Source organism: Arthrobacter sp. UC242_113 (assembly GCF_044054585.1).
GTDB lineage: Bacteria > Actinomycetota > Actinomycetes > Actinomycetales > Micrococcaceae > Arthrobacter.
In genome coordinates this window covers 2,953,510-2,978,175 of record NZ_CP171968.1, presented here as the reverse complement: position 1 = coordinate 2,978,175, position 24,666 = coordinate 2,953,510, and the positions used below count along the sequence as shown (strand labels likewise).

Annotated in this window: 20 protein-coding genes; 7 read left to right on the top strand and 13 right to left on the bottom strand. The window is 66.1% G+C overall.

Annotation, left to right across the window (positions count from 1 at the left end; translation table 11 throughout):
• Positions 1-2 precede the first annotated feature (2 nt).
• Positions 3-2,363, bottom strand: coding sequence for a transglycosylase domain-containing protein (locus ACHMXB_RS13550; RefSeq protein WP_395399032.1), 2,361 nt, complete (start codon positions 2,361-2,363; stop codon positions 3-5).
• Positions 2,364-2,400: 37 nt separating this feature from the next.
• On the opposite strand from ACHMXB_RS13550, the gene ACHMXB_RS13545 reads away from it, so the two are divergent.
• The 3 genes from ACHMXB_RS13545 to ACHMXB_RS13535 are packed head-to-tail and all read left to right on the top strand — an operon-like array spanning position 2,401 to position 4,018.
• Positions 2,401-2,556, top strand: a complete 156-nt coding sequence (locus ACHMXB_RS13545) for a DUF4177 domain-containing protein (RefSeq protein WP_003797879.1) — start codon at positions 2,401-2,403, stop codon at positions 2,554-2,556.
• 1 nt (position 2,557) lies between these two features.
• On the top strand, positions 2,558-3,091 hold the full coding sequence (locus tag ACHMXB_RS13540) for a RidA family protein (RefSeq protein ID WP_111902097.1): 534 nt from the start codon (positions 2,558-2,560) through the stop codon (positions 3,089-3,091).
• A gap of 15 nt (positions 3,092-3,106) precedes the next feature.
• Entirely contained in the window at positions 3,107-4,018 is a 912-nt protein-coding gene (locus tag ACHMXB_RS13535; RefSeq protein ID WP_395399029.1) for an NUDIX hydrolase, read from the top strand.
• 541 nt (positions 4,019-4,559) lie between these two features.
• On the opposite strand, the gene ACHMXB_RS13530 is transcribed toward ACHMXB_RS13535, so the two are convergent.
• A complete protein-coding gene (locus tag ACHMXB_RS13530) occupies positions 4,560-5,237 on the bottom strand; it encodes a Crp/Fnr family transcriptional regulator (protein WP_003797871.1) in 678 nt (225 codons plus the stop codon).
• A 192-nt stretch (positions 5,238-5,429) separates the two neighbouring features.
• Here ACHMXB_RS13530 and ACHMXB_RS13525 point away from each other — a divergent pair, with 192 nt between their 5' ends.
• Positions 5,430-6,617, top strand: a complete 1,188-nt coding sequence (locus ACHMXB_RS13525) for a MarP family serine protease (RefSeq protein ID WP_395399027.1) — start codon at positions 5,430-5,432, stop codon at positions 6,615-6,617.
• A 26-nt stretch (positions 6,618-6,643) separates the two neighbouring features.
• Here the strand turns inward: ACHMXB_RS13525 and ACHMXB_RS13520 are convergent, their stop codons facing one another.
• The 6 genes from ACHMXB_RS13520 to ACHMXB_RS13495 form a co-directional block, all read right to left on the bottom strand.
• Positions 6,644-7,711 carry a DUF2332 domain-containing protein gene (locus tag ACHMXB_RS13520; RefSeq protein WP_395399025.1) on the bottom strand — a complete coding sequence of 356 codons (1,068 nt, stop codon included), beginning with the start codon at positions 7,709-7,711 and terminating at the stop codon, positions 6,644-6,646.
• A 2-nt stretch (positions 7,712-7,713) separates the two neighbouring features.
• Positions 7,714-8,190 carry a type II 3-dehydroquinate dehydratase gene (aroQ, locus tag ACHMXB_RS13515; RefSeq protein ID WP_395399023.1) on the bottom strand — a complete coding sequence of 159 codons (477 nt, stop codon included), beginning with the start codon at positions 8,188-8,190 and terminating at the stop codon, positions 7,714-7,716.
• A 162-nt stretch (positions 8,191-8,352) separates the two neighbouring features.
• Entirely contained in the window at positions 8,353-10,560 is a 2,208-nt protein-coding gene (locus ACHMXB_RS13510; RefSeq protein ID WP_395399021.1) for an alpha-galactosidase, read from the bottom strand.
• A 123-nt stretch (positions 10,561-10,683) separates the two neighbouring features.
• On the bottom strand, positions 10,684-12,024 hold the full coding sequence (locus ACHMXB_RS13505) for an ABC transporter substrate-binding protein (RefSeq protein WP_395399019.1): 1,341 nt from the start codon (positions 12,022-12,024) through the stop codon (positions 10,684-10,686).
• A 50-nt stretch (positions 12,025-12,074) separates the two neighbouring features.
• Positions 12,075-13,016 (bottom strand): carbohydrate ABC transporter permease, encoded by a 942-nt coding sequence (locus tag ACHMXB_RS13500; protein ID WP_395399017.1) that lies wholly within the window; start codon positions 13,014-13,016, stop codon positions 12,075-12,077.
• Positions 13,017-13,026: 10 nt separating this feature from the next.
• Positions 13,027-13,977 carry a carbohydrate ABC transporter permease gene (locus ACHMXB_RS13495; RefSeq protein ID WP_395405280.1) on the bottom strand — a complete coding sequence of 317 codons (951 nt, stop codon included), beginning with the start codon at positions 13,975-13,977 and terminating at the stop codon, positions 13,027-13,029.
• A gap of 215 nt (positions 13,978-14,192) precedes the next feature.
• Between ACHMXB_RS13495 and ACHMXB_RS13490 the strand changes: the two genes are divergently transcribed.
• Together ACHMXB_RS13490 and ACHMXB_RS13485 are read left to right on the top strand one after the other, a co-directional pair.
• Positions 14,193-15,407 (top strand): Gfo/Idh/MocA family protein, encoded by a 1,215-nt coding sequence (locus tag ACHMXB_RS13490; protein ID WP_395399015.1) that lies wholly within the window; start codon positions 14,193-14,195, stop codon positions 15,405-15,407.
• Positions 15,408-15,421: 14 nt separating this feature from the next.
• Positions 15,422-16,441 carry a LacI family DNA-binding transcriptional regulator gene (locus ACHMXB_RS13485; protein WP_395399013.1) on the top strand — a complete coding sequence of 340 codons (1,020 nt, stop codon included), beginning with the start codon at positions 15,422-15,424 and terminating at the stop codon, positions 16,439-16,441.
• 13 nt (positions 16,442-16,454) lie between these two features.
• Here ACHMXB_RS13485 and ACHMXB_RS13480 read toward each other — a convergent pair whose 3' ends face one another.
• The 5 genes from ACHMXB_RS13480 to acs form a co-directional block, all read right to left on the bottom strand.
• Entirely contained in the window at positions 16,455-17,237 is a 783-nt protein-coding gene (locus ACHMXB_RS13480) for a DeoR/GlpR family DNA-binding transcription regulator (RefSeq protein ID WP_395399011.1), read from the bottom strand.
• Positions 17,238-17,280: 43 nt separating this feature from the next.
• Entirely contained in the window at positions 17,281-18,192 is a 912-nt protein-coding gene (locus ACHMXB_RS13475; RefSeq protein WP_395399009.1) for a carbohydrate ABC transporter permease, read from the bottom strand.
• A complete protein-coding gene (locus tag ACHMXB_RS13470; RefSeq protein WP_395399007.1) occupies positions 18,189-19,160 on the bottom strand; it encodes a carbohydrate ABC transporter permease in 972 nt (323 codons plus the stop codon). The genes ACHMXB_RS13475 and ACHMXB_RS13470 overlap by 4 nt, the downstream gene beginning before the upstream one ends.
• Positions 19,161-19,176: 16 nt before the next feature.
• Positions 19,177-20,487 (bottom strand): ABC transporter substrate-binding protein, encoded by a 1,311-nt coding sequence (locus tag ACHMXB_RS13465; RefSeq protein ID WP_395399005.1) that lies wholly within the window; start codon positions 20,485-20,487, stop codon positions 19,177-19,179.
• Between the two features lie 185 nt (positions 20,488-20,672).
• Complete coding sequence (acs, locus tag ACHMXB_RS13460; RefSeq protein ID WP_395405278.1) at positions 20,673-22,685, bottom strand: acetate--CoA ligase; 2,013 nt, start codon at positions 22,683-22,685, stop codon at positions 20,673-20,675.
• A gap of 403 nt (positions 22,686-23,088) precedes the next feature.
• Here acs and ACHMXB_RS13455 point away from each other — a divergent pair, with 403 nt between their 5' ends.
• The gene (locus ACHMXB_RS13455; RefSeq protein WP_395399003.1) at positions 23,089-24,657 is read left to right on the top strand and encodes a hypothetical protein; all 1,569 of its coding nucleotides are present in this window, start codon (positions 23,089-23,091) and stop codon (positions 24,655-24,657) included.
• Positions 24,658-24,666: the final 9 nt, after the last annotated feature.

Genomic DNA, 24,666 nt, shown 5'->3' with positions numbered 1-24,666 from the left:
GGTCAGCCGTTCCCCTTGGTGCTGTTGCCGTTGCCATTGCTCTTGTTGTCGTTGTTGCCCGTGCCCCCGGTGTTTCCACCGCTGGTGCCGGTGTCAGTGTTTCCGCCGGTGGTGCCGGTGTCGGTGTTTCCGCCCTGGGGCGGGATGTTCGGAATGTTCGGGACCACGGGCTCGAACTGCGGCGTGCCGTAGAGCAGGTTCGACGGCGGTTCCGGGAAGGGTTCCGTGCCGTAGCCCGGAGCGATCTGGGACATGTAGTTCGAGAACATCGGCCCGGCGATCATGTAGCCGTCGATGCCGGTGTAGAACTTGCCGTTGATGGTCACGTTCTGGCCGGCGCGCTGCTGGCTGCCGAGTGGATCTCCGAACCAGGCCGCCGTCGCGAGGCCCATGGTGTGGCCAACAACCCAGGTGGAGCCGTTGTTGTTGGACGTACCAGTCTTGGCGGCGATCGGGAAGCTGGTCCGGGTGGAGATCCGGGGTTCGATCAGGGAGCCGGATCCCTCGTTCAGGACCTGCTGCAGGGCGTAGTTCACTCCGCGCGCAACCTCAGGCTTGAGGGCGTCCCGGCAGGCAGGGGCCTGCGCCGGCAGCTGGGCGCCGGTCTGGTCCGTCACCGACGTGATGGCGATCGGCGCGCAGTACTTGCCGTCATTTGCAAAGGTGGCGAAGGCCGCGGCCATGGTCAGCGGCGCCGTCTGCCGGGAGCCCAGCAGGTTGCCGATGGTGGTCATGGTGATCTTCGGATTCGGATCCACCACCGCGTTGGTTTCCTTGTCGCGGGTCGGCAGGCCCTCGTGCAGTCCGACGGCGTCCACAACCTTCTGGATGCCGCACAGGTCAACCTGCGAGGCCGAGGCGAACGTCGCCGTGTTGATGGAGTTCTTCAGGCCGTCCAGCACGGTCATGGGCCGGTAGTAGCCATCTTCGGCGTTCTGCAGGTCCTCTGTGCCGTTGGTGCTGTCATACCAGCCCACGGTGGGCGTCTCACAGGTGTTCGTCCAGGGGAAATCCTGCGGGTAGCGGCGCTGGGAGGCGTTGACAATGGTGTTCATCGACTTGCCCTCGTTCAGCCACTCGGCAAACGTGAACGGCTTCATGGTGGAGCCGGGCTGTGCACCGCCCAGGCCGTTCAGGTCGTTGCCCTGCTCGTCGTACTGGTCCACGCTGAAGTTGATCTGCGAGTCGAACTTGCCCTTGCCCGCAAACCACGAGGTGTTCTGGGCCATGTTGACGATCTTGCCCGTTCCCGGCTCAAGGGAAACCAGCGCGGCGCCCCACTTGTCCGGGTTCGAGCCGGCAGCGGAGTTCACCTGGTCCTGCGCGGCCTTCTGCGCCTTCGGATCCAGGGTGGTCTTGATGGTCAGGCCGCCGCGGAACACCTTCTTCTCGCGTTCGGTGGCGTCCGCTCCGTAGGCCGGGTTGTTCAGCAGGAGGTGCAGGACGTAGTCGCAGAAGTACGGGGCAGTGGGCGAGTAGGCGCAGCCCTGACGTGCCGGGGTCACCTTAGGTGCGACAGGGGTGGCAACAGCGGCGGTGTACTGGGCCTTGGTGATCTTCTTGTGCGTGAGCATTGCACTCAGCACCAGGTCCCTGCGCTTCTTGGCGTTGTCCGGATTGGTGATCGGGTCAAAGGCAGAAGGGCTGTTCACCAGGCCGGCAAGCAGTGCGGCCTGGGGGAGCGTGAGGTTCTTCGCGGTGGTGCTGAAGAAGAACTTGGAGGCGGCCTCAATACCGTACGCGTCACGGTTGAAGAAGACGATGTTCAGGTAGCCCTCAAGGATCTGCTCCTTGGTGAATTTCTTCTCCAGGGCGATCGCGAGTTTCATTTCGCGGAGCTTGTCGCCGACGCCCTTGTTAACGCCGTTGAGCTTGATCGCGTCGGAGTTGCCTTCGGCTTCAAGGTTGGCGTTGAGGACGTTGTTGACGTACTGCTGCGTGATAGTGGAGGCACCCTGTTTGTTGCCCCGCGCGGTGCTGACCAGGGCGCGGAGGATGCCGGTGGTGTCCACACCCCCGTGCTCGTAGAACCGGCTGTCCTCAATGGCGATCACCGCGTCCTTCATGTACGGGGAAATCTGGTCCAGCGGAACGCGGGTACGGTTCTCCGCGTACAGGTTGGCGATCACGCTCCCGTCGGCGGCCAGGACCTTGGTGGACTGGCTCGGCGGGTCCACCTGGAGCTCAGCGGGCAGGGTGTCAAAGAATTCGATCGAGCCGCTGGCTGTGCTGCCTGAGACGGCGGCTGCGGGAACCAGCAGGCCGGCCACGAGGACGCCACAAATAGCGCTCACGCCAAGGAAGCCAAAAATCTTTCCGAGGGTGGTGGCCGTGTCGAATATGGGGTTCTTACGAGTCGCCATGTTCTCCAGTTTACCGGCAACGATTAGGCTTTATTTCATGACCAAATGGGAGTACGCCACGATTCCGCTCATCATCCACGCCACGAAGCAGATTCTGGACCAGTGGGGAGACGACGGCTGGGAGCTTGTCCAGGTAGTCCCCGGACCCGACGGCAACGGACTTGTCGCCTACCTCAAGAGGGAGAAGCAGTAGCATGACCACCCCCCAGGAAACCGCTTCCAGCGCTGATCTGACGCCGTCGTCCGCCGTCGAACAGCGTCTTTCCGAGCTCGGGCTGACCCTCCCGGAAGTTGCCGCCCCCGTCGCCGCCTACGTGCCGGCGGTCGTCACCGGCAACCACGTTTACACCTCGGGACAGCTGCCGTTTATTAACGGCAAACTCGAAGCTACGGGCAAGGTGTCCGCCGGCACCGAGGGCACCTCGGACGAACCGACTGTGTCGCCGGAAGACGCCAAGGCATACGCTGCCGTCTGCGCCGTGAACGCCCTGGCCGCCGTGAAGAGCGTCATCGGCGACCTCGACCGCATTACGCGCATTGTCAAAGTTGTGGGGTTCGTCTCCTCCGACCCGTCCTTCACCGGCCAGCCTGGTGTCATCAACGGCGCCTCCGAGCTCCTGGGCCGGGTCTTCGGTGACGCGGGCCAGCACGCCCGTTCCGCCGTCGGCGTTTCAGTCCTGCCGCTCGACTCTCCCGTGGAAGTCGAACTGATCGCCGAATTCAGCTAGGAGCAGTAGGTTCCTTTGCCCCACCTAGCACGCCGGCTCTTTGTTCTTCCTCCCGATCTTGAGGGGGCGGCACAGAGCTGGCTCGAACACGGCGAACGGACTCCGCGCAAACCCCGTTTCGCGTCCTCCGTGGTACTCCTCCGGGATTCGCCCACTGGCTTGGAAACCTGGCTGGGTTACCGTCCGGGCTCGTCCCCGCTGGGTGTCCTCGCCTTCCCGGGCGGCTCCCTGGACGCCTCCGACGACGACGCCGTCGGCTGGCTGGGGCCCTCGCCCCAGCACTGGGCCGAGCAGATGGGGACGGACGACGTCGGCCTGGCCCGCCGCCACGTGGTGGGTGCAGTCCGTGAACTGTTCGAGGAGACCGGCGTGCTGCTGGCAGGCCCGGACCTGTCCTCCACCGTGGAGGCGACGTCCACGGTGGAGTGGATGAAGGCCCGTGAGGCGGTTGCGTCGCAGGAAAAGTCGTTCACCGCGGAGCTGGCCAAGCGGGGCCTGTCCCTGCGCACCGACCTGCTCAAGCCGCTCGTGAACTGGCTGAGCCCGGACTTCGCGCACCGGCGCTTCAACACCCGGTATTTCGCCGCCACCGTCCCCATGAACCAGCAGCCCTCCATCCTGGAGAGCAAAGGCGTCTGGGGCCGGTGGGTGTGCGCCACCAAGGCGATCGCGGAGCGCGACACGACAGCGCTGGGCGACGAGGTGGGCCAGGAGAACACCGTAGGGCTCACTCTTGGCCAGCTCATGGTTCCCGGCTCGGAAATCATGCTGGAGAAGATGGCCAAAGCCAACGGCTGCATCGCCTACCTCAGCTACAAGCGCACTCCGCACGTCTACCAGCCCAAGCTGGTCGACGAAAACGGGACGCTCATGCTCGAAGTAGAGGCAGCCAAAACAGTAGCGGGCGAGCCCCAGCGCGAGCGCTAAGCCGCCACCGCTGGTGGAGCCTGCCGAGATCTGTTGGAACCGCTGATCGAGCTTGTCGAGATCCGTTCGTTTGCTTGGTCACCTCCGCCGGGCGGCGGCCCTTCGCCGTCGCTTAGACACAGCCGATAGGCGCCATTACGGTCGCTGAGCGACCTCCATGCCGCGATCGGCCGCGATGCGCTCCTACCCGAAGGCCCGCAGCCCCGCTCGCGATTAACTCACCAACGCTCTCGCAGTTTCTGCTGGTTTCTCCCGACGCGTCCTCAGATCCTGTCGCCTTTTCCCCAACGCGTCCTCAGGTCTTGTCGCCTTTCCCTGACGCGTCCTCAGGTCTTGTCGCCTTTCCTGACCACCAGCTGAGGCGGATTGCGCGTCTTCGGAAAGGAGCGCATCGCGACGCATCGGAGCCTGGAGGTCGCTCAGCGACCGGAGGGGTCCCCATGCGTTGTGTCTAAGCGACGCCGAAGGGCCGTCATCCGCCGGTGGTGAGTTAAAAGCAAAGGCCGCCCCGAGATGAACGGGGCGGCCTTTAGCGTGTGGGTTAGCGGGAGCGCTGGCGGAGGCGCTGCATGTCCAAGATCACGACGGCGCGGGCTTCGAGGCGCAGCCAACCGCGCTGGACGAACTCGGCCAGTGCCTTGTTGACGGTTTCGCGGGACGCGCCGACGAGCTGGGCCAGCTCTTCCTGGGTGAGCTCGTGTGCCACGAGAACGCCGTCCGTGGCCGGGCGGCCGAAGCGGTCGGCGAGGTCCAGGAGGGCCTTGGCCACGCGGCCGGGCACGTCGGAGAAGACCAGGTCGGAGAGAGAGTCATTGGTGCGGCGGAGGCGGCGGGCCAGCGCCTGCAGCAGCTGGGCCGAGACCTCGGGACGTGTCCGCAGTAGGGAGTTCAGGCTCTCGTTCTTGAGGCCGGCCAGGCGGGTCTCCGAGACGGCGGTGGCCGTGGCGGTGCGCGGACTCGGGTCGAACAGGGCCATCTCGCCGAAGAGCTCACCCGGGCCGAGGATGGCCAGCAGGGATTCGCGGCCGTCGGGGGAGGTGCGGCCGAGCTTCACCTTGCCGGAGACGATGAAGTAGAGCTGGTCACCCTGGTCGCCCTCACGGAAGACGGATGCACCGCGGGACAGGTCGACCTCGGTCAGTTCGTCCGTCAGCAGGCGGAACGCGTCGTCGTCCAGCGTGGCGAAAAGGGGTGCGCGTCGCAATACCTCGATGTCCATGAATTCTCCTGAGTAAAAGTGTCGTCTGGGGCGCTTGTGCCATTGTTTCAGAATTTTCAACGTTCTGTGACGTACTTGGCAGCTGAAACGCCCTAAAAGACGCCGCGAGACCAGCGCAGGCTCCACGCGTCCACGGCAATTTGTCAGACTTCGCCAGTAGAATCGGGGCTTAGCTGCTTATGAGGAGACCCAGTGTTTGGCCTGACCGTTCTGGACCTTGCGTTGATGCTCACGCTTTTGTCCTATCTGATCTACGGCCTGCGCAACGGCTTCCTGGTGACCGTCGGCGGCCTGGCCGGCTTCACCGCGGGCGCCGTGGCTGCATTCCTCTCCGTTCCGCTGGTCAGCGACTTCGTTGAGGACAGTGGGTGGCGCCTGACCGCCATCATCGGCACGGCAGTCCTTCTGGTGGTCCTCGGCAACGCGCTCGGAACCATGATTGGGCGCAGTATCCGCAGTGCCGTTCGCATGCGGCCGCTCCGGGCTGTGGACAGACTCATTGGCGGGGCCGTCAATCTGGTCGTGTCCGCGCTTGTCATGTCCATGCTGGCTTTCAGTATCAGCGCTCTTGGTGTGCCCTTCGTCTCGCAGCTGCTGGCCGAGTCCAAGGTGATCCGTTTCATAGACGGACTGACGCCGAACCCGGTCAAATCCGCGATGGCGCAGCTGCGCTCAGCGGTTATGGGCGACGGCATTCCCACTCTCATTGAGGGGATTGGCCAGGGCCAGCAGCAGGTGCCGGTTCCGAACGCGAGCACGGACACACCGGCCCTGAACAGGGCAGCCGGTTCGGTGCTGAAGATCGCGGGAACCGCGTTCCAGTGCGGGCAGAACCAGACCGGAACGGGCTTCGTGGTGTCCTCCGGTCGCGTGGTGACCAACGCGCACGTCGTTGCGGGGGTGTCGCAGCCTGTTGTGGAGGTCCCCGGCGGCGGTGCAATGCCGGGCCGGGTGGTCTACTTCGACAGCAAGCGCGACCTCGCAGTCCTGGCGGTGGACGGACTGCCCACCGAGGCGCTGCCGCTGAGCCCTGACCTGCCCGCGGGAACCGCCGCCGCGTTTGCGGGCTACCCGCATGGCGGCCCCTACCAGTCCAAGCCGGCCACTGTGCAGGGCATTTCCACAGTGCTGGTGCCGGACATCTACGGCAACAACCCTGTTCCGGACGAGGTGTACAAGCTTGCAGGTGACGTCCAGCCCGGCAACTCCGGCGGCCCGCTTCTCACCACCAACGGAGAGGTGGCAGGCGTCATCTTCGCAAAGACAACTTCCAACGCCGCCCTGGGGTTCGCGATTCCGATGATCGATCTCCGTCCGGTGGCCGCAGAGGCACCGGACCTGTCCGCCCCCGTGTCGTCGGGACAGTGCATCCAGCAGTAGCGGCATCCAGCGAGAGGGTCAGCGGGTTACAGCCAGTCCAGGCTCTGGCCGTGCGGGCCGGTGATGGCCACGGGCTGGCCGTTGTGCAGCAGCAGGAAGTTGCCGCGGAGCCGGGCGGGATCCATCTCCGGGACAACCACCGAGCCGTCCTCCTGGATGATCACGGTTTCGCCCTCGTTGGACAGCCAGTGGCAACCCCGGTCCCGCGCCAGGGTCTGCATGGTGGCCCGGAACCTGGCGCGCCCGTCTCCGCTGACATAGCCCATGACGGCACTATGGAACACCACCAGTGCGGCGTCGGGAGGTGCCTGCCCGGCCAGCGACAGCAGCTGTTCGTTGAGGTCGCCGGCAACGAGTAAAGGCGGATCCTGGCGCGCAACGGCAATGGCCCGGCGCAGCCGCTCACGGCGGAACTCCTGCTCCGGCCAGATCAGCGCTTCAAGCCAGGCGACGTCGTCGGAATTCCGCACGTCCAGGGGATTGAGGTCGATCCCGGCCCGCCACACCACAGAAGGCAAGCGGTCCGGCAGGGGAACCCGGCCTGCTGTCCGGCAGCGCAGGACGGGAGGCTCCGGCAGTTCGCCGGACCCGGCCAACCGGCCGCCGGACGCGGCGAACCCGTCCCCGGACGCGACGGGGTCCAGCTGCGTGACTGCCGCGCCGTCGTCGAACTCGTAGCTGTAGCGGTCCGGGAACAGTGCCAACCCGGCGGAGGCGCCCACCTCGATCAGCGCGAGCGGCCGGCCCTCGGCGGCCGCGATGCCCGCTAGCGAGGGAAGCAGGGTGGCACAGCGGCCCACCTCGTTGGTCTGGGTGGCGCGGGACAGGACGGTGCGCGAGACCTCGGCCCAGTGCTCGTCCAGGAAGGCGCGGAACTCCGGGTACGGGGAGACTTTGGCGCCGAGGAAGCGGGCTGCGGCGAGCATCAGCAGGGGCTGGCGCTTGTTGTACGGCCACTCGTCGATCCTCGCAATGAGCCCGGGATCGTCGGCGATGTGCAGCGACCAGTCGGCGTAGCAGGGCGAGGAACCGGGGGCATCAACCGTGCCGAAATGCCGGTACCACTCTGCGGTGCCGAGGGCCGCCGTCCGCATGGTCAGGCCTTGCCGGCATTCAGGTCGGCGAGGTACTCCACGGCGAACCGGTATCCCATAATGCCGGCACCGGCGATCACGGCCTTGCTGATGTCGGAGAGGTAGGAGTGGTGGCGGAATTCCTCGCGGGCGTGCACGTTGGTGATGTGGACTTCCACCGCGGGGAGCTGGACCGCGGAGATCGCGTCCCGGATGGCCACGGAGGTGTGGGTGTAGGCCCCGGCGTTGAGCACGATGCCGATGGCCTTGCCGCGGGCGGCGTGGATGGCGTCCACCAGCGCGCCCTCATGGTTGGACTGGAAGCACTCGACGTCGAGCCCGTGGGCGGCGGCGGTGTCCTTGGCGAGCTGCTCGACGTCGGCCAGCGTGGCTGTGCCGTACTTTTCCGGCTCGCGGGTGCCGAGGAGGTTCAGGTTGGGGCCGTTGAGGACGAGGATGGTGCCGCGGCCGGCTTCGGTGGCGGAGGGGGCTTCAGTCATGCCTGCAAATCTATCGCGTCGGGTTGCCGGGCTCCGAGGGCGAGGCTTTCGTTACGGAAAATGCGGCGTCCCGCACCGCCGGCTGGAGGGCCGGCGGTGCAGGACGGAGGTTGGTGGGCGGGAAGAACGACGGCGGGCGGCAGCGCCCGCCGTCGGTGCAGCTTAGAGCGCCGTGACCTTCAGCACCAGCGCGTGCTCCGGGTTGAGGCTGGGCATCGGGAGCCCCACCTCGGCCAGGAAGCGGCCGCTGGCCTCCGCGCCGGAAGCCAGCCATGCCGGCGGCTGGATCTGGGTGAAGGTGTGGCCGTAATCGGCGTCCACCGGGGCCGGGAAGATGGCCTCCACCCGGTAGCGGCTATCCGCCTCCAGCCCGGGCAGGGCGACCCGTCCCAGCTGCTCGGCAAACGAGGTGCGCGTGCTCACCAGGGCGAACAGCGCCGCCGTCGTGCCGGTAGCAACGGAACCGGAACCGGAAACGGAACCAGCAGCGGAACCGGCCACCACGCCGTGGAGCATAAGCGACTCGTCGGGCACGTCGGCCCGGACCATCCGGCCGCTGTGGATCAGCCCGCGGTGCTCCTTGTACAGCTCGATGAAGCGCTTGAGCTCCTCGCGCTGCTCTCCCTGGACCTCCCGGACATCCCATTCCATGCCGAAATGACCGAACAGCGCGGTGATGGCGCGGAAGGACAGGTCGTGGGTGCGGGCGGTGGTGTGCGACGTGGTGGGGCCGATATGGCCGCCCACCAATTCGGGCGGAACCACGACGCCGGTCCACCGCTGGATGGTCTGCCGCTCCAGGGCGTCGTTGCAGTCCGAACCCCAGATACGGTCGGTGCGTTCGAGGATGCCAAGGTCCACGCGTGCCCCGCCCGAGGAGCAGCTCTCAATCTCGACGCCGGGATGGGCCTTCCGGAGCTCATCGAACAGGCGGTAGGCGGCAAGGGTCTGCTCGTGGACGGAGGATCGTCCGGCGTGCCCGTGTTCGGTGAGGTCCCGGTTCTGGTCCCACTTGAGGTAGCTGATCTTGTTTTCGCGCAGGAGAGCGTCGATCCGGTCAAAGATGTACTGCCACGCCTCCGGGTTCACCAGGTCGATGATGTGCTGGTTCCGCCAGGCCAGGGGCAGGCGTCCGCCGTCCTTGTGCGATACGGCGGCGGGTCCGACGATCCAGTCCGGGTGCGCCCGTGCCACGTCCGAATTGAGGTTGATCATCTCGGGTTCCACCCACAGGCCGAACTCCATGCCCCGCGACGTGACGGCGTCGATGAGCGGCGTCAGCCCGTCCGGCCAGAGCGTCTCGTCCACGAACCAGTCGCCCAGCCCGGCGGTGTCGTCGCGGCGGCCGCGGAACCAGCCGTCGTCGAGGACGAAGCGCTCCACGCCGAGGTCTGCGGCAGAGTCCGCAAGTTCGATCAGGGTGTCCAGGTTGTGGTCGAAGTAGACTGCCTCCCACGTGTTGAGCACCACGGGGCGCGCCTTTCCGCCGCCCGTGGCCGGAAGCACGTGGTGCGGGCGCGAGCGGAACCAGCTGTAGAACGCGTCGCTGATGCCGTCCAGGCCGCGGTCGGAGTAGGCGGCGAAGAGCTTGGGGGTGGCGTAGCTTCCGCCGGGCTGGAGGATGACCTCTGCAGGGCCCAGCAGTTCGGAACCGCCGATCATAGTGCGCCCGTCGGCGAGGGTGTCCGCGAACTGTTCGTGGTTGCCGCTCCAGGCCAGGTGCGTGGCCCAGACCCGGCCATGGCGGTTGCCGAAGCCGGCGGTGCCGGCTGCGAACAGCAGCGAGGAGTCGTGCCCGGTGCGGCCGTGCCGGCCGGTCCGCACCCAGGTGCCCTGCTGGATGGGGCGGCGCTGCGGGTGCCGTTCCCGGCACCAGCGTCCGGTCAGGTCGAGGAGTTCGACGGCGTCCGGAGCCACCGGGAGAACAGCGGCAAGTTCGTCGAGCTGGAACGGCGTGGTTCCGGTATTCGTGACGGTGTGCTGCAGTTCCAGCAGGCCGCCGTCGTGCAGGGTGAGCGTGGATTCCACGGTGATGCCGGCGTCAGCGTCCTGCTGGACGATGGCGGCGGACCGGCCGTTGACCGTGGCGTGCACGGCGCGCAGGCGAACGGAGAAGTCCAGTCCGGAGACGCCGTCGGCTATCCGGTGCCCGCGCAGGCCCGGCCGTCCGCGCCAACTGGAGGACGCCTGGGGGAGCAGTCCCGCCGGGACGGTGGCATCGATGGCGGAGTTGGGGATGGCCTCGGCGAGGATGGACAGGTCGGGGAGTTCACTGCCAAGATCGGCACCCCAGTGGATGACCTCGGCCTCCCCGCTGCTGAAGCTGATCGCCAGGCTGGTGCCGGCGGAACGGAGGTGCAGGGGATCCATAGGTAAGTCTCTTTCGTGATGAGCAGATAGGTATGAGGGGTGCTGCGGGGCCGGGCGCGGTGTGCGCGATCCCGGCCCCACAGGAGAGGATGCCTGGACTTTGATTTTCGCCCAGTTGCGGCCCTACTTGAAGAGGGCGTTGACCTGGTTGTTGGCTTCGGTCAGGGAACTGGCGGGCTGCTTGCCGGAGACCACGGCGTCCATGGCGGGTTCCATGATGCCCTTGACCTTGGCGGTGTTGTCAGTGATGGGGTACAGGAACGTGGTCTTGTTCTTCACCTGCTCGGTGAAGGCCGTGACGTCAACGCCCTTGGCCTTGAATGCTGCAGAGGCCTTGTCAGATGAGGCCTTGAGGGCCGGGAAGACCACAGCCTTGGACGCAACGACGTCCTGGCACGGTGCCGAGGCGAGGTATTCCACCCACTTGATGGCTGCATCCTTCTTCTTGGTTCCGGCCCAGATCGAGTCGGCCAGGCCGTTGAACATCGACGCGCGCTTGCCCTCCGGGCCCGTCGGAGTGGGGGCGATGCCCACCTCGATGCCCTTGTAGCCCGTGTACTGGCCGATCATCCATGAGCCGTGGGCGTTGATTGCGGACTTGCCGGCAGCGAAGGTATCGGCCATGGCTGCGCCGACGGTGGACTCGAGCTTGGGCATGTAGCCCTTCTTTACCAGTCCGGCGAACCAGTCGATGGAGGCCTGGAACTTGGGGTCGTCGTAGTTGTAGTGCGTGCCCCACGGGTTCTTGTCCGTGTGGGACCATCCGGTGGTGTTGGCGAAGTAGCTCCACTCCGTCTGGCCTGAGGAGTCGCCGCCGCCGTTGAGTCCGAGGCCGTAGACGGCCACGTTGTTCTTGTCGAAGCCGGATTCGTCCCCGCGCTTGCCGCTCTTGTCCACGGTCAGGTGGGCGATGACTTTCTCGTACGTTCCGCCGTCCTGCGGGTTCCAGGTCAGGTTCTTCATCTGGTCCTCGGAGATACCGGCCTTGGTGAGCATCGCCTTGTTGTAGAAGAGACCGATGGTGTCCCAGTCCTTCGGCAGGCCGTAGCGCTTGCCGTCCTGGCCCACCCACAGGTCCGCGAGGCCCTCGTTGTAGGCGGCCAGGTCCACGTTGTCCTTCTTGACGGCGTCGTCGATGGGCAGCAGCTGCTTGTTTTCGGCGAGTTCGCCGTAGCGCCCGAGGTGGTTGGTGAAGACGTCGGGGGCCGTGCCGCCGACAAACCCGTTGGTGAGGGTGCTCCAGTAGTCGTCCCACCCGCGCTGGGTGATCTTGACCTTGATGTCGGGGTTGGCCTTGGTGAAGTCGTCGGCGCACTGCTGGTACGCGGGAAGCTGGTTGGCGTCCCAGAGCCAGTAGCTGATCTCGCCCTTGGCCGATTCTGCAGAGGATCCTGAGCCGCCGCAGGCGGAGAGGGAGAGGGCCATGGCTGCGGCGACGGCGACGGTGCCGAGGGATTTCTTCATTGTTTTCTTTCCGTTCGGGATGGGGATGAAGGGAGCAGGGAGAGGAATGCTTACTTGATTCCGGAGAATCCGATGGAGTTGACGATCTTCTTGCCGAAGGCGGCGAAGAGGACCAGGACAGGCAGCGCCGAGACCAGGGTGGCGGCCATGAGGCCGGACCAGTCCGGTGCTCCCTGCGGGGACTGCGATTTGAAGACGCCGAGCCCCACCTGAAGGACGCGTACCTCGTCCTGGGATCCGACCAGCAGGGGCCAGAAGTACTCGTTCCACTGGCCGATAAAGGTCAGGAGGGCAAGGGTGGCGATGGGGGCTGCCGCGTTGGGGAGAACGATCTGGAAGAAGATGCGCAGGTGCTTGGCGCCGTCGAGCATGGCTGCCTCCTCAACTTCCCGGGACATGTTCAGGAAGAACTGCCGGAGGAAGAAGATGGCGAACGGAGTCATGAAGACGTACGGGAGGACCATCCCGAGCATGGTGTTGAGCAGGTCCAGGTTCTTGATCAGGAGGAAGTTGGGCAGGGCGGTGAAGATCGGCGGGACCAGCATGGTGCCCAGGAATAGGCTGAACACAGCGTTCCGGCCCTTCCAGCGCAGCCGGGCAAAGGCGTAGGCGGCCATTGCGCTGAAGAACACTGCCCCGGCGGTGGTGATGGAGGAGAACACGATCGAGTTGCGCAGGTACAGCCAGAAGTCGATGGCGGCCCCGGAACCGCCCTCCGCGACGGCGTCGGCGGGGCCCTGCAGGCCGAAGACGCGCATGAAGGCGCCAACGGTGAAGTCCGCCGGAAGCAGGCTGGCCGACTGGGTGGCCAGCGCTCCGTTGGTGGACAGCGCGGTGCGGAACACCCAGAGGAACGGGATCACGGAGACAGCGATGGCGAGAGCCAGCAGGGCCCAGGCCCCCGCGCGGCGGGCGTTGAAAGGACGACGGCGGGTGGTTGCCGGGCGGCGTGCTGTGGCCGGCTGCGGCCCGCGGCTGGTGGTGGTGGTCATGCGGGACTCCTTAGTCCAGGTCCGACTCGTTGCCCTTGAGGAACTTCATCTGAATGAAGGCAACGAGGGCGAGGATGAGGAAGAGGATGACGGCGATGGCGGATCCGTAGCCGAAATCCGACTCGGTGAAGGCGCGCTGGTAAATGTAGTACTGGATGACGCGGGTGGCGTTGACCGGTCCGCCCTGCGTGGTCACTGCCACGGTGTCGAAGACCTGGAAGGAACCGATCACGGTGACGACGAGCACCAGGACCAGGACCGGGCGAAGCAACGGCATGGTGATCTTGCGGAAGGTCTGGAACGGTGAGGCGCCGTCCAGCTTGGCCACCTCGTAGAGGTGCTGCGGGATGGACTGGAGGCCGGCGAAAATCAGCAGGGCGGTGTAGCCCATGTGCCGCCACGTGTTGATCAGGGCCTGGGTGGGGATTGCCCATTCCTCGCTGCCGAAGAATGCGACGCGGGGGAGTCCTGCCCATTCGATGAACTGGTTCACGATGCCGATCTGGTAGTCAAGCATCCAGAACCAGAGCAGTGCGGCGATCACGTTGGACATCAGGTAGGGCAGCAGCAGGGCGCCCCGGACCAGGGTGGACTTGGCCACCCTGTCCATCAGGAGGGCCAGGCCGAGTGCCAGGACCGTCTGGAGGACGATATTCATGAGGACGTACTGCCCTGTGACGGCCAGGGAATTCCAGAAGAGCGGATCCTTGGCGATCGCCGTGTAGTTGTCCAGGCCCACCCATTCCGGGTCGCCGAGGATGTTGTACTCCGTGAAGCTCAGGTAGATCCCCCGGATGGTGGGCACCACGTAAAAGAGGACGAAGCCGATCAGGGCCGGGGCGATAAAGAAGAGGGCGATCTTGAGGTCGCCGTACCGCCGGAGGCCGCCTCGGCGGATCCTCCCGGACCGCGCCGGACGCTGATCGCTCCTGGCTGCAGGGTTCTTAGTAAGGGTGGTCATCATCGACCCTTCCTGGGTGTGTGATGGAACTAACAATCGTCAACAAATCTACACGAGTAGATAGAGGAGTGCAAGGAATATTTTGGCGTGGCTGCTGGCGGCTGTTTCTCTAACGTTGCAAGTGTTGACTCGAGTAGATTGGGATGCAAGACTTTGGCCCAAACATGTGCGCGCACCGCAAGGCGGTGCCGACTAGGCCTAGGAAGGCAGGAACAATGACGTTTTCAATCGGTGTAGTCGGGGTGGGGCAGTTCGGTGGCCAGTTCGCCCATCTCTTCAACCTCCACCCCGGGGTCAGTGAGGTCTTCGTCGTGGACGAGCGGGCAGACCGCGCGGCCGAGGCGGTCGCTCAGTATGGCCTTGCCGGGTCCATTGGCACCTTCGATGAGCTGCTGGCGTCCGACGTCGACGCCGTCGCCATTTTCACGCAGCGGTGGACCCACGGACCGCTGGTGGAGCGCGCGCTCCTGGCCGGAAAGCATGTCTACTCGGCCGTGCCCATGGCCGTCACCGAGGACGAGATCGCGAAAATCATCGACGCCGTCCGCGAGACCGGCAACATCTACATGATGGGCGAGACCAGCTACTACAACCCGGCCACGGTCTATGCGCGCCAGCAGCACGCGGCCGGCCTGTTCGGAAGGGTGTTTTACTCCGAAGGCGACTATGTCCACGACATGGACTTGGGCTTCTACGACGCCTACCAGTACAGCGGCGGGGAGCGCTGGAAGGAGACTGCCAGCTACCCGCCCATGCTGTACCCCACCCACGCGATCGGCGGCGTTCTCGGCGCCCTGCCGGCGCATGCGGTGAGCGTCAGCTGCGTCGGCGTGAAGGACGACCGCCAGGACGGGGTGTTCGACAAGGACATCAGCATGTTCGGGAACGACTTCTCCAACGCCACTGCCCTTTTTGAACTGAACGACGGCGGTGCCATGCGGACCAACGAGATGCGCCGGGTGGGCTACCCCTCGCACATCCGTGAGTCCCGTTTCCGGTTCTTCGGCACTGAGGCCAGCTTTGAGCAGCTGGCCAAGGTGACGGTCTGGCAGGACAAGGTCAACGTCCACGACATCTCCGAGCAGGTGGAGTCCCGGCCCAGCGTGCCCCTGGACGATCCGTCGCTCGCCAACGTGGCACCCGAACTGCGGGACGCCTTTGTGTCCGGGCTGGCGCCGGTGCATGACAGCGGCAGGCTGCCGGAGGAGTTCCGCGGTGCCCCCAACGGCCATGAAGGCAGCCACCAGTTCCTGGTGGACGACTTTGTCACGGCCGTAAACACGGGGTCCCTGCCGCCGGTCAATGCATGGGCGGCCGCGCGGTTCACCCTGCCCGGCATCGTGGCCCACGAGTCCGCGCGGCGGAACGGCGAACGGCTGCCCATCCGCGACTTCGGCGACGCTCCGGCCGCGCTTCAGGACGTGCTTTAGCTAGCATGGACACTATGACCATTCCGGCAGCGCCCGCCCCGCGGACCCAGGTGACCCGCAAGGATGTTGCCCGGTACGCCGGGGTGAGCACCGCCGTCGTCAGCTACGTGGTGAACGGCGGGCCGAAGAAGGTGGCACCTGCCACCGAGGCGAAGGTCCAGGAAGCCATCCGGCAGCTGGGCTACCGCCCCAACGCCGCTGCCCGGGCCCTGAAACTGGGGTCCAGCGAGACGATCGGTTTGGTCATTCCGGACAACAGCAACCCGTTCTTCTCGATGCTGGCCCACGCCGTGGAGGACGCGGCGGGGGCGCTCGGGTACGCCCTGGTGCTGACGAATTCGGACGGCAACCTGGCCAAGGAGCGCCGGAACATCCGGAACCTCGCAGCCCGACAGGTGGACGGCGTGGTACTGGCCAGCGTCCTGTTCGAACCTGAGCTGGCCGACCTGGAGGCCGCGGAGATCCCGTCCGTGCTCCTGAGCCACAGCGGGAGCCCCGCCGGCGTCACGACGGTGGGCGTGGACCTTGCCAAGGGAGCCCGCACCGCCGTCGAGCATTTGATCAGCCATGGCCACACCAACATTGGTTTGGCCATGGGCACCACCACCGGCAACGAAGCGGACGCCCGCGAAGAGGGCTGGGTCCAGGCGCTCCGGGATGCCGGGTTGCCGGAAGGCCCCATTGCCCGCAGCGCCTTCACCCGTGTTGGCGGCTACGCGGCAGGGCAGCGGCTTCTGGCATCGGGGCACCGGCCCACTGCCATCTTCGCCAGCTCTGACATGCAGGCCATCGGCATCCTCCGTGTGCTCCACGAGGCCGGCCTGTCCGTCCCGGGGGACATCGCACTGGTCTCCTTCGACGGTTCGGAGGACGCCGAATACTCCTGGCCGACGCTGACCACAGTGGAGCAGCCCGTGCGCGACATGGCCGAAGCCGCCGTCCGGGCACTGGTTGGGGCGGACCGGGGCGCGCCAGCCCAGCACCGCGTTTTCCCGACGAAGCTCCTGGTCCGGCAGTCCTGCGGCTGCCCGTAAGACCTGCTGGCGGCTAAACCAGTCTCAGCCGGCCCACCCGGTCCCGGAGGATCCGCTGGGCATCGGGGGACAGGCCGGAATCGCAGATCACCTCGTCGGCTTCCTCGAGCTTGGCGATGGTGCTGATTCCCTGCGTGCCCCACTTGGTGTGGTCCGCCAGGACCACCACCTTGCGGGACGCGGCGATGAATGCGCGGTTGGTTTCCGCCTCCAGCAGGTTCGGCGTGGTGTAGCCGGCATCCGCGTCCATGCCGTGCACCCCGAGGAACAGCAGGTCCAGATGGAGCTGGCTGAGCGCCGCCGTCGCGATTGGACCCACCAGGGCGTCCGACGGCGTGCGCTCGCCGCCGATGAGGATCACCGTGGAGGCGTGCCGCCCGGAACCCGCCGCGGAGGCATGGTGGAAGAGGTCGGCGATCTTCACCGAATTGGTCACCGCGGTGATCCGGGGGCCGTTGGCGAGTTCCTTGGCCAGCGCCCAGGTGGTGGTGCCCGCGCTCAGGGCCACCGCCATGCCCTCGTGGACAAGTGCTGCGGCCTCCAGGGCGATGGCGCGTTTTTGAGCGGTCAGCTGGGTGGACTTCAGCTCGAACCCGGGCTCGTGCGTGCTGGCATCCCCTGGCAGCTTGGCGCCGCCGTGGATCCGTTCCACCTGGCCGCTCTCCTCCAGCATCTCGATGTCGCGGCGCACCGTCATCAGGGACACGCCCAGCTGCTGGGCCAGGTCCGAGACGCGGACCACCCGCTCGCGCCGGACGGCGTCCACTATGGACTGGTGGCGGGCCGCGGGAAGCATCGGGATCCTTTCAGTGGGTGAACCTGGTACTGCCCATCATCGCCTAGCCCTTGCTGGAACCAAGAGTCAGGCCCGCAACAAACTGCCGCTGCAGGAGCAGGTAAACGATCAGGGTGGGGATGACCGTGATGACGGCGCCGGCCGCCAGCAGGTTGTAGTTGTTCAGGAACTCGCCCTGGAGGTTGTTGATCGCGGTGGTGACGGGCAGCCGGTCACCGCTCTGGATGAACAGCAGGGGCCAGAAGAAATCGTTGTAGATGAAGATGACTTCCAGGGTTGCCAGGGCGGCGAAAGCCGGCCGGCACAGCGGCATGATGATCTCCCGGTACTGGCGCCAGATCCCGGCACCGTCCACGAGTGCGGCCTCGGTCAGGTCCGCGGAGAGCGCCTTCATGTAGTTGGACAGCACGAAGGTGCAGAATCCCATCTGGAACGCCATGTTCACGGCGATGACGATGATGTACGTGTTCAGCATGTTGCCCGAATCGCTGAAGGAGTACGGCACCTGGAAGTGCTTGGCCATCTCGAACAGCGGCGCCGCCAGCACCTGGGGCGGCAGCAGGTTTCCCGCCGTGAACATGATGAGCAGCGTGACGTTGAACTTCCAGCTGACCCGGCTGACGGCGAACGCCATCATGGACGCGAAAAAGAGCACCAGCAGTACCGCCGGGACGCAGATGATCACCGAGTTCCAGAGGTATTTGGCAAAGCCGCCCTGGGACCAGGCCTGGATGAAGTTGTCGAAGTTGAAGTTGCCGGCCAGGCTGAAGTAGCCGTGCTCATTGGTGGAGGCAATCGGCCGCAGGGCGGTGAAGACGGCCCAGACCAGGGGAATCAGCCACATGACGGCCATGGCTGTCAGGAAGATATGCGTGCCGTAATGCCGCTTCGGCTTGCTGCCGGAGCGTCCGGTTGTCCCGGTCATGGCCCCGCCGGGGGAGACGGCGGCGCTCATGACCTTTTCTCCCTGCCGAAGGTGCGGCTGAGGTAGAACACGATGGGCACGAGGGAGATGACCAGCAGGACCACGGCAAGGGCGGATCCGACGCCGATCACCTGGCCCTCGCCCACGAGGTTCTGGATCACCAGGGCGCTGAGGAGCTCCAGGCCGTTGGTGCCGCGGTTGATGACGTAGACGACGTCGAACGCCCGCAGCGACTCGATGATGGTGATGACGACGATGACGATGTTAATGGGCCGCATGGCAGGAAAGACCACGCGGAAGAACGTCTGCGCCGCGTTGGCGCCGTCGATGGCGGCGGCTTCCTTCAGGCTGGGATCCACGCCCTTGAGGCCCGCCAGGTAGAGCAGCATGACATAGCCCGCGTGCCGCCACGTGGCGGCGATCATGGCTGCCCAGATGTTTATCGAGGAATCCCCGAACCAGTCAACGGCCTGCGGCGTCCCCGAGGTTCCGAGCAGGAAGTTCAGCAGGCCGTTGTCACGCTGGTAGAACAGCTGCCAGATGATGCCGATCAGTGCCAGTGACAGCATCACCGGCGTGAAGAAAATGCTCTGGTAGATCCTGCTGCCGCGGATCTGCTGGTCCAGCAGCACTGCCAGCAGCAGGCCCAGCGGGGTGGCCACAAGGGCCAGGAACGCCAGCCACAGCATGTTGTGCTGGATGGCGGGCCAGAACGGCGGGTAGTCCTGCGAGATGTACTGATAATTGTCGGCTCCGGCAGGCCTGATGTCGTTCAGGGCCAGTCCGTTCCAGCGCGTGAAGCTCAGCCCGACGGACATCACCGTGGGCAGCCAGATGAAAACCAATTGGATCAGGGTGGGCAGGCCCACCATGAGGGACAGGACCGCCTTGTCCCGTTTGGAGAGCCGGCGGACCTTGCCGCTGCGGACCCGCTTCGCCGGTGCCCCGGACGGAGCCCGGGACTCCGGCGGAACCAGGTCTCTTGCTGTAGTGCTCATGGGCGTCCCCGGCCTGCTACTGGGCCGCGTACAGTGTCTTGGCCTGCGCCTCAAGGTTCTTGACGTCCATCTTGCCGTTCTTGAGGAAGGTCTGCAGGGCCGGGATCATGACGTTGTTGGCCATGGCGGGCAGGGCGTCCCGGTCGAAGAACTGGCTGATCGACTTCGCCTGCGCGATGGTGTCCGCGCATTTCTTGTTCAGCGGCGTGAACTTGGAGGTGTCCGCACCCTTGGCCGTGACAATGTTGGAGGCGTCCACCGAGGCGTAGGCGTCCTGGCCCTCGGGGGTGCCGATAAATTCCAGGAACTGGTGCGCGGCCGCGTTCCCGCCGCCTTTGGTGGACAGCAGCAGCCCGTCGATGGGTGCCTCCACCGCATCCCGGCCCTCGGTAGCGATCTCCGGAAACGCGAAGAAATCGATGTCCTTCAAGACCGCCGGATCGGTGAACTGCTGCGTGACGAACGAGCCGAGCAGGTACATGCCTGTCTTCTTGGCAGCCAGCGCCCTCGCCGCGTCCTGCCATGTCTGGCCGAGTGCCGCAGGATCCTGGAAGGGCAGCAACGCGGACCAGGTGTCGAAGACGTCTGTCACCTTCTTTTGGTCCCAGGACTCCTTGTGGGCGCACAGGTCCACGTGGAACTGGTAACCGTTGAGACGCATATTGATGTAGTCGAACGTGCCCATGGCGGGCCAGCCGTCCTTGTCCGCAAAACCGATCGGGATGATGCCGTCAGCCTTCATCTTGGCCGCCAGGGTTTTCAGGGCATCGAAGGTTTCCGGCACCTCGTAACCCTTGTCGGCCCACACGCTCTTCCGGTAGAAGAAACCCCACGGATAGTTGTAGTTGGGGACGAAGTACATTTTCCCGTCCGGGCCGGTGGACGCCTTCTTCAGGGCGTCCGAGAAGTTGCCCCCGATCTTGGCCCAGACGTCATCAACGGGTGCCAGAAGCCCCTTGCTGGCATAGAACTGCATCCTGTAGCCCGCGAACCAGGTAAAGGCGTCGTCCGGCGAGCCCTGCAGGTACGAGTTGATCTTGTTCTGGAAGTCGTTGTGCGGCACCACGTTGGTCCGGACCGTCTTGCCCGTCTTTTGGGTGAAAGCATCGGTGACTGCCTCGTACGCCTTCTTGGGAACTTCGTCGGAGGAACCTGAACCGAACGACAGGCCGGAGGATTCCGAGCCTCCGGCGGACGGGCCGCTGCCACCGGTGCACGCCGCCAACAGCGGCACGCCCGCCAGGCCGGCGGCACTCACGCCAACAGTCTTGAGGAATGTCCGCCGGGCCGGCCCGGCTGTGAAGGACGTTTCCGGATGTGCTGCCATGATCTCTCCCAGGATGGCGCTCTGTGACATCTGTCACATATCACTGACTATAACCTCGCAAAAGGGAACAGGAAAGATCGATAGATAACACGCGGGGTTCCGGCGGCCGGAGCTCCTCGGCTAAGCAAAAAGGAGGGCCCGCCCGGCGCTGAACTGCGCTCCGGGCGGGCCCTCCTATGGCTCCGCTACTTCTTCAGGGACGCCGCGATCTGCTGCATGACGGTGTTGTCGGCAAGGGTGGTGGCGTCTCCGACGTCGCGGCCTTCAGCGACGTCCTTGAGGAGGCGGCGCATGATCTTGCCGGAGCGGGTCTTGGGCAGTTCGGGGACCACGAGGATGGTCTTGGGCTTGGCGATCGGGCCGATTTCCTTGCCCACGTGGTTGCGGAGGTCCTGGACGATCTCGTCCCCGGAGTCCACGGCATCGCCGCGGAGGATGACGAACGCGACGACGGCCTGGCCGGTGGTTTCGTCGGTGGCGCCCACGACGGCGGCCTCCGCCACTGCCGGGTGGGACACCAGGGCGGATTCGATTTCGGTGGTGGAGAGGCGGTGCCCGGAGACGTTCATGACGTCGTCGACGCGGCCCAGGAGCCAGATGTCGCCGTCCTCGTCCTTCTTGGCGCCGTCGCCGGCGAAGTACATGGTCTCGAAGCGGGACCAGTAGGTGTCCTTGAACCGTTCCGGGTCGCCCCAGATGCCGCGGAGCATGGCCGGCCAGGGTTCGCGGATCACGAGGAAGCCGCCGTGCCCGTCCGGGACCGAGGCGCCGTTCTCGTCCACGACGTCCACGGCGATGCCGGGCAGCGGAACCTGCGCGGAGCCGGGCTTGGTTTCGGTGACGCCGGGCAGCGGGGCGATCATCTGGGCGCCGGTTTCGGTCTGCCACCAGGTGTCCACGATAGGGGCGGGGTTTTGCTTGCCGCCGTTTCCGCCGATGACGTCCCGGTACCACATCCACGCCTCGGGGTTGATGGGTTCGCCCACGGAGCCCAGGACCCGGATGGAGGAGAGGTCGTACTTGTCCGGGATGTCCCGGCCCCACTTCATGAAGGTGCGGATCGCGGTGGGGGCGGTGTAAAGGATGGAGACCTTGTACTTCTCCACGATCTCCCACCAGCGGCCCTGGTGCGGGGAGTCCGGGGTTCCCTCGTACATGACCTGGGTGGCGCCGTTGATGAGCGGCGCGTAGGCGACGTAGGAGTGGCCGGTGACCCATCCGACGTCGGCCGTGCACCAGTACACGTCCGTTTCGGGGTGCAGGTCGAAGACGGCCTTGTGGGTGTAGGCGGTCTGGGTCAGGTAGCCGCCGGTGGTGTGCAGGATGCCTTTGGGCTTTCCGGTGGTGCCGGAGGTGTAAAGGATGAACAGCGGGTGCTCGGAGTCGTGCCCGACGGCGGTGTGCTCGGCCGAGGCTGCCCCGACGGTGTCCTCCCACCAGTGGTCCCGGCCCTCGTGCCAGTCCACCTCCTGGCCGTTGCGTTTGACCACCACGACGTTCTGCACGGTGTGGCCCTCCTGTGCGAGGGCGGCGTCGACGGCGGTTTTCAGGGCGCTGGGCTTGCCGCGCCGGTAGGTGCCGTCCGCGGTGACCACAAGCTTGGCCTCGGCGTCCTCGATCCGGGACCGGAGCGCGTCGGCGGAGAACCCGCCGAACACTACCGAGTGCACCGCGCCGATCCGGGCGCAGGCGAGCAGGGTGATGACGGCCTCGGGAATCATCGGCAGGTAGACGGCAACCCGGTCGCCCTTGGCCACGCCGAGGGACTCGAACGCGTTGGCGGCCTTCTTCACTTCCGCGGTGAGTTCGGCGTAGGTGTAGGAGCGGGAGTCGCCCGGCTCGCCCTCAAAGTAGATGGCGACCCGGTCGCCGAGGCCGTTTTCCACGTGCCGGTCCAGGGCGTTGTACGCGGCGTTGACCTCGCCGCCGACGAACCACTTGGCGAACGGCGGGTTCGACCAGTCGAGGGGCTCGGTGAAGTCCTTGTTCCAGGTCAGGAGTTCCCGGGCCTGCTTGGCCCAGAACGCGGGCCGGTCGGCTGCTGCTTCTGCGTAGACGTCGGCGCCCACCACGGCGTTGGCGGCGAACTCCTCGGAAGGGGCAAACTTGCGGTTCTCATGCAGCAGGTTTTCAAGAGCATCGCCCTGCTGGCTGGTGGTGGCAGCGGTGGCCGTCGAGCCGGGGGTGTCCTGGGACATGGTGAACCTCATCATTCATCGATCTTTCCTGCGCGGTGCGCCGGTCCCGGCCACTGCCCCGCCGCTGCGCGGCGTCGGGCAACGGCCCGTCACGGATAAACCGCAAAGAGCTGTTCCGAGACCAGACTAGCGCGTCAGGCATCTGCGCGTGGGCCGCGTCACTTAAGGAGCCGTGAGCGGCGCCCATTTAGCGGTGAATGGTTCTGTGGGAGGCCTGTGCCGCTTCTGTGAGCGCGCCGCACCGCGGCCAGTCAGCTAGTGAAGCACCCTCCACTTGGCTAGGCTGAGATGGACTCGTGACAGGGGCCGGAGGCAGCCAGACCGCTTGTGGTCAGGCTCCGGCCGTAGGGCGGAACCACGCAGCGGACACCCGTCCGGGCGCCGCCACGCTAAGGAGAACAGAATGAATCAGCAAAGCCAGGGCCAGCCGGGCCCGGCCCGGCAGGACCCAGCCCAGCCGGGCCAGGGCCAGGCGCCGCTTGGGGCGGGACCGTCCGGGCGGCCGGAAGCACACAATGCGGCGCCGAACTTCATGAAGCAGCAGGGCGTGCGGAATGAGGCCGTTGCCGGACCCTTCACCGTCCGGGACCTGACCGTCTTCGCGGCCACCCTTGTCCTCTTTGTCGCATCCCTGATTCCGATGTTCGCTGTGCGGTACAACCTGTGGAACCTCGGAAGCCTGTTCTTCCTGGGGCTCGGCGTGGTGCTGCCCCTCATTGTTTCGGCGTTGTTTGTGGCCCGCCGGCTCGCCCCCGACACGAAGGTCCGCATCGGCTCCCTCTCGGTGGACCAGTTCGGTTCCGTGGTGGCCTCGTTCGCCGTGGCCTTCTTCTTCCTGTCCGTTGCCGGCGCCTACACGCCCAGCCTGCTCGTGGGCCTGATCGGCTCCCTCGTGCTGCTGGCCGCCACAGTGCTGGCCCGGTTCATCCCGTTCTTCGCCGGCGACTTCCTGGGCCGCCCCGACGTCCCGGCCCACGTCATGGCGCGTGACTCAGCCGTTCCCGTGCGCAAGCCCAAAGCGCCCAAGGAACCGAAGGCTGCCCAGGCCGCATCCGGTGCCAAGCCGGGCGCTGGGGCGGGTGCTGCCGCAGGCGTCGCGGTCCCTGCGGGTCTTGAAGCCCGCGGCCCTGTTTCCTCTGGTCCGGTTTCCTCCGGGCATGTTTCCCACGGTGCGACGGCGGTCGGCCAGACGGGGCAGGGTGCGGCCCAGGCCGGCACCGCCGGTGCCGTAATTCCCGGTGCCACAGCTGACATAGCCGGGACCGCCGGCGTAGCGCCGGCCACCGGGATGTGGCCCGCAGCTAACGCGGCGAGCAGTGCCGCAGCGTCGCCGGAAACGGGACAGGCCGCCGTCGTTCCCTCCGCGCAGGCCGGTGACGCCGCCGCGCAGGTAGGTGCGTCACAGGCGGCCGCGGCACATACGAGCGCTGCGCAGACTAATGCAGTGCCCTCCGCAAAAGCCGACGCGGCCGCGCAGCGGACCGCGGAAGCCGAGCAGACCCAGCTTGACGGAGCCACGGCCGCCCCGGCGGCTGCCGAAGCGCCGGCAGCGGAAGCGGCTGCCACCGAGGTGGCCGCAGCGGAAGCCCCCGTCGCAGAAGGCAAGTCCGAAGCTGCCGCGCGTGAAGCTGCGGAAGAGGCGGCGCGGGCTGCCTCGGCCACGCCTGCCACCGCCGTCCACCCGAGGGTGGATGTGCAGCAGCAGGTGCGGTCGCAGGAACCGATCGGTGCCACCGTCGACCCGGCAAGCCGGCCGGAGCAGTCCGAACACGAGCAGGTCCACGAGGCCTTCTGGTTCGCTGTCGCCCAGCACCGCACGGCCGTGGATGAGCGCACCGGCGCACCGCTGTTCGGCATCGAGCCAGGCGGTTGGGTTCTGGCACTGGAGGACCGCGGGGACGAATTCTTGGTCCAGCACACGGACGGCCGGGTGGGCGTCCTGCGCGACCTCAGCAACATCGAGCGCGGCTAGCGGGCCGCC

What these genes read in the sequence shown, in the direction of transcription:
- acs (WP_395405278.1), bottom strand. Translation starts at nt 22,685, where the DNA reads ATGTCCCAGGACACCCCCGGCTCGACGGCCACCGCTGCCACCACCAGC.
- ACHMXB_RS13455 (WP_395399003.1), top strand. Translation starts at nt 23,089, where the DNA reads ATGAATCAGCAAAGCCAGGGCCAGCCGGGCCCGGCCCGGCAGGACCCA.
- ACHMXB_RS13495 (WP_395405280.1), bottom strand. Translation starts at nt 13,977, where the DNA reads ATGACCACCCTTACTAAGAACCCTGCAGCCAGGAGCGATCAGCGTCCG.
- ACHMXB_RS13500 (WP_395399017.1), bottom strand. Translation starts at nt 13,016, where the DNA reads ATGACCACCACCACCAGCCGCGGGCCGCAGCCGGCCACAGCACGCCGC.
- ACHMXB_RS13480 (WP_395399011.1), bottom strand. Translation starts at nt 17,237, where the DNA reads ATGCTTCCCGCGGCCCGCCACCAGTCCATAGTGGACGCCGTCCGGCGC.
- ACHMXB_RS13545 (WP_003797879.1), top strand. Translation starts at nt 2,401, where the DNA reads ATGACCAAATGGGAGTACGCCACGATTCCGCTCATCATCCACGCCACG.
- aroQ (WP_395399023.1), bottom strand. Translation starts at nt 8,190, where the DNA reads ATGACTGAAGCCCCCTCCGCCACCGAAGCCGGCCGCGGCACCATCCTC.
- ACHMXB_RS13510 (WP_395399021.1), bottom strand. Translation starts at nt 10,560, where the DNA reads ATGGATCCCCTGCACCTCCGTTCCGCCGGCACCAGCCTGGCGATCAGC.
- ACHMXB_RS13485 (WP_395399013.1), top strand. Translation starts at nt 15,422, where the DNA reads ATGACCATTCCGGCAGCGCCCGCCCCGCGGACCCAGGTGACCCGCAAG.
- ACHMXB_RS13505 (WP_395399019.1), bottom strand. Translation starts at nt 12,024, where the DNA reads ATGAAGAAATCCCTCGGCACCGTCGCCGTCGCCGCAGCCATGGCCCTC.
- ACHMXB_RS13550 (WP_395399032.1), bottom strand. Translation starts at nt 2,363, where the DNA reads ATGGCGACTCGTAAGAACCCCATATTCGACACGGCCACCACCCTCGGA.
- ACHMXB_RS13490 (WP_395399015.1), top strand. Translation starts at nt 14,193, where the DNA reads ATGACGTTTTCAATCGGTGTAGTCGGGGTGGGGCAGTTCGGTGGCCAG.
- ACHMXB_RS13520 (WP_395399025.1), bottom strand. Translation starts at nt 7,711, where the DNA reads ATGCGGACGGCGGCCCTCGGCACCGCAGAGTGGTACCGGCATTTCGGC.
- ACHMXB_RS13465 (WP_395399005.1), bottom strand. Translation starts at nt 20,487, where the DNA reads ATGGCAGCACATCCGGAAACGTCCTTCACAGCCGGGCCGGCCCGGCGG.
- ACHMXB_RS13530 (WP_003797871.1), bottom strand. Translation starts at nt 5,237, where the DNA reads ATGGACATCGAGGTATTGCGACGCGCACCCCTTTTCGCCACGCTGGAC.
- ACHMXB_RS13475 (WP_395399009.1), bottom strand. Translation starts at nt 18,192, where the DNA reads ATGAGCGCCGCCGTCTCCCCCGGCGGGGCCATGACCGGGACAACCGGA.
- ACHMXB_RS13540 (WP_111902097.1), top strand. Translation starts at nt 2,558, where the DNA reads ATGACCACCCCCCAGGAAACCGCTTCCAGCGCTGATCTGACGCCGTCG.
- ACHMXB_RS13470 (WP_395399007.1), bottom strand. Translation starts at nt 19,160, where the DNA reads ATGAGCACTACAGCAAGAGACCTGGTTCCGCCGGAGTCCCGGGCTCCG.